The 3,770-nt window shown below is 58.4% G+C and carries 1 protein-coding gene and 1 pseudogene; both read right to left on the bottom strand.

All coding sequences use genetic code 11. The annotated features are described in order from the left end of the window. Nucleotides 1-2,673: 2,673 nt before the first annotated feature. On the bottom strand, nt 2,674-3,120 hold the full coding sequence (locus HNR46_RS20255; RefSeq protein WP_184022483.1) for a hypothetical protein: 447 nt from the start codon (nt 3,118-3,120) through the stop codon (nt 2,674-2,676). A gap of 175 nt (nt 3,121-3,295) precedes the next feature. Continuing rightward, nucleotides 3,296-3,770, bottom strand: a pseudogene (locus HNR46_RS20250) (hypothetical protein); the annotation flags it as partial.

Genomic DNA, 3,770 nt, shown 5'->3' with positions numbered 1-3,770 from the left:
TCGGTATCGGTGATTCGCGAGCCCTCAAGGCTCCACTCGTCTGGAGCATATCGGTTTGGCGATGGCATTTTGGGGCGAACGTCAGAGAACAGGCGACCCGGCCCTCATGGCGGAGGCGCTGTCCTCGTTGCCGCATGGAACCATCAACACGGATTTTCGACAAGGCCGCGGTGAGGGGTCGCCCTGATTCGCCTTGTTGTGCTTTGTGGTGGGTCGCCTTGCCGGTTCGCTCCGCAACGCTCCCGAAACCGCCGTGTCGTGTGGCCAGCGTCGTGGAGAGACTGGCCCCCCGCAGCCAGCCCGACGCACCAGGCTGCGCTGACGAATAGCGATGAGAGGCTATCGCAAAGCGAAGTGCTTCAGAAACCTATCCGCCCGGTCAGCGGCCCGCTGGTGACGCTCCGCTCCATCTCGGACAGCACCGGTCGAGTGCCCGAACGCGATGCCGCTTCCGACCTGCCCCGATCCATCCGCAATCGGGATCATCTACCCCGGAACACCCTGCTCCAAAGTCCAGCACAACGTCGAAGGCCTGGCACCCGCTACCGGGAGCGCCCCTCCGACTCAGGTTGAGGTTTGTCATCACCCTTTGAATCCGACTCGGAGCGGGTAGCGGGTTGTCCAGCGCCGACTTGTTTTGGGCTTGGTTTATTCGGTAGGGAATTGCCTCCCCAGTTTCGATTCGCTCGGAAACCACCTTCGCTTGATCCAGTGTTACAGCACGACTTCCATCGGGTAGAGATTCCGTGGCGATGATTCCGGCGACGTTGGTGTATTGGCCAATCCAGTAATCCGAGGGCTGCTCTTGGAACTTCAACGTTATCCACGCTATGCCCTTCTTTGATTCGGGTTCAAACGGATCCCAAACCGCGTTATAGATCACATAACCGGCTCTATCCTCGTCTGCAACGAGCCATCCCCGAACGGTCAAATGTAGCCCATCGGTGACAAGCCCTTGGGAAAGTCCGTAAACCTCATCAACGGTTGAAATTCCAGTCGACTCGGCCGTCTTGGCCTCCTCGTTCTTCTTTGGCGGTTCACCACAGCATGCGATTGCCAATGTGAGTCCGCAGGCAATGTGCCGGAGAGGATTCATTCTATTTTTCTGCCCAACGTCAGAGAACAGGCGACCCGGCCCTCATGGCGGAGGCGCTGTCCTCGTTGCTGCATGGAACCACCAATTCGGATTTTCGACAAGGCCGCGGTGAGGGGTCGCCCTGATTCGACTTGTTGTGCTTTGCGGTTAGTCGCCTTGCCGGTTTGCTCCGCAACGCTCCCGAAACCGCCGAGCCGTGCGGCCAGAGTTGTGGAGAGACTGGCCCCCCGCAGCCAGCCCGACGCCCCGGGCTGCGCTGCCAAATAGCAATGAGGGGCCGCCGCTTCAGAAACCTATCCGCCCGGTCAGCGGTCCGCCGGTGACGCTCCGCGCCATCTCGGCCAGCACCGGTCGAGTGCCCGAACGCGATGCCGCTTCCGACTTGCCCCGATCCCATCCGCCATCAGGATCATCAACCCCGGAACGCGGTGCTCCAAAGTTCAGCACAACGTCAAAGCTGTGGCGACCCGGCAACCTTACCGGAGCGGCCACGGACAATCAATACGGTTCCGAAGCTGGCGGCAAGAACGCAACAAGGCCGCTGATAGGGGTCGTCCACCAGCGACTTGTTCGGCCTGGTGGGTTTCCGCATATTGTGGATCGGCTGTAGTCGAAGATCGTCCGATCACTTCGGTTCCGCTCAGCGGCGACTCAGCCAATGGATGCCTGCTAAAAGCGATGCTATGGCCGCAACGATGGCGATCCCGAACGCAACGCGGCTAGCAACAAAGAGTTGATCCCCGTTAGGGGGGCTTCCAGCTCCAGACGCCCAACCCCAGAACATCGAAAAGTATAGGGCTACGAACCCCAGGAGGCCGAGGATCAGAGCGATGCTGCATCCTGCAGAGCACTGCGGTCGCTTCTCATTCTGGTCTTCTGAAGACGCCTCCGAGTTTGGTGGCTCATACGGGCTCTCCATTTCTTGCCGAACGTCATAGCACACCAACCGCCTGACGGCAGCCGCGCGTTGACTGTTGGTTGATGGTTCTAATCACGACGAAAATTCGACTCGGAGCGGGTCAGGCGGTTGGGTGCTGCGACTTGTTAGCCCTTGTCGATTGAAGTTCAAATGCTGGATTGTGTGGGAAGCAGAGCGTGTGTGCGGATGCTTCACGTTGCTTGCCCAAGTCATCGGTGAGGATCGCGGAACAGGTCACGCGGTAACGCTGTCCTCGTGGAGCGAACACAGAGTGAGGTTCAAAACTGAAGCGGATCGAGCAAGCCACAACGAACTCCTTTAGTGGGTAATCCCAATCCGCCAAACGACGGGTCAACTGATCTCGGAACTCAGCCTCGGACTCAGATAGAAAAGTGCGTGGGAATATCGGGACAGTAATCTCGCCGCAACCTTGCTTCTGGGCGAGAAGACAGATTACTCCAACGCCCCAATAGCCGTTGACGTCGTTATTCCGGCTCAAGCAGTGCCAGGCAAGACCACTTGCGATACTTTTAAGCTCTCGGCGGCGTGCCATTCTTTTGGGCTAACGTCTGAGAAATGGCGACCCGACCCTCATGGCGGGGCTCCGATTCTCGTTGCCGGATTGAACCACCGAAGCGCTAACGCAACAAGGCCGCTGTCAGGGGTCGCCATCTTCGGCTTGTTCGCTTTTTGGATTTGCGCGCTTCCGGTAACGCCAAAGCATCACGCTCAAGAGGAAGAGCGGATAGGCTGTAGCCACGGTGAAGTAACCGATGTCGATGCCAATCCTGCGCCTGCCTCCGTCGTCCTGACCAAAGCGGTAAATCTCGAATGACGAAGGGAATAGCGTGGTCCACGACGCACCCGAAGCCTCCTCCCGTTCGAACGAGTGGTCATCCGGCAGAAAGATCGCGGGAGAAGCTCCCCCAATCTCAATGGAGAGTTCGCTGAGGTGACTGGTCACCTCCCAGAATCGCTTGCCGGGTCCCGAATCCAAAATCTCTAACGTCGTCCTGTGGCTTGTGGAATCCCACCAAGCCCACAGCACGAACAAGAGGGGAAATAGTGCCAGCCAAAATAGACGTGAGCGGTACCACGGTCTCATTGTGGAAGGCTGCCGAAGATCATTTTTCGAGCGAACGTCTGAGAAATGGCGATCCCGACCCTCATGGCGGGGCTCCCGATTCTCGTTGCCGGATTGAATCACCAGAACGTAAACGCAACAAGGCCGCTGTAAGGGGTCGCCATCTTCGACTTGTTCGCCGTTATCGTTCGGACCCTCAGGCTCGCCTCAGCCTCAGGCCCAGCCAGACGCCAAGTGCTCGCGAGAATGCGCCGAACACAAGATACACGATGAACAATCCGAGGTAGAACGCGCCGAGCCATGGATACTCAAGATGGTAGCGCGGATAGAATGGAATCGTGCCGTCCCACATGAAGTAGTCGACTAGAGCGAAGAGCCCGATCGCAAACAGGACGATCCACCACCCTGCTAGGCCCGACCACGCGTCTTCGAGCCATCCAATTCGGCCTTTGGAGGGTCGATTGATACGGGTCCCCTTGATCATCGCGGTCAGCATCAAGACTCCGAGGAACGAATAGATGATCGGAGGCTGAGGATCGCGGACTACGGTGGCGACAATCACGGGTTGTTTTCTGGCGAACGTCAAAGCTGAGGCGACCCCGGTAACCCGCCGAAGCAGCCAGGAACAATCAATCAGGCTCCGATGCCGGCGGCAAGAACGCAACAAGGCC

This window comes from Haloferula luteola, assembly GCF_014201715.1.
In the GTDB taxonomy this organism is placed as follows: domain Bacteria; phylum Verrucomicrobiota; class Verrucomicrobiia; order Verrucomicrobiales; family Akkermansiaceae; genus Haloferula; species Haloferula luteola.
The sequence above is the reverse complement of the archived record's forward strand: the minus strand, read 5'-3'. Positions and strand labels throughout refer to the sequence as shown.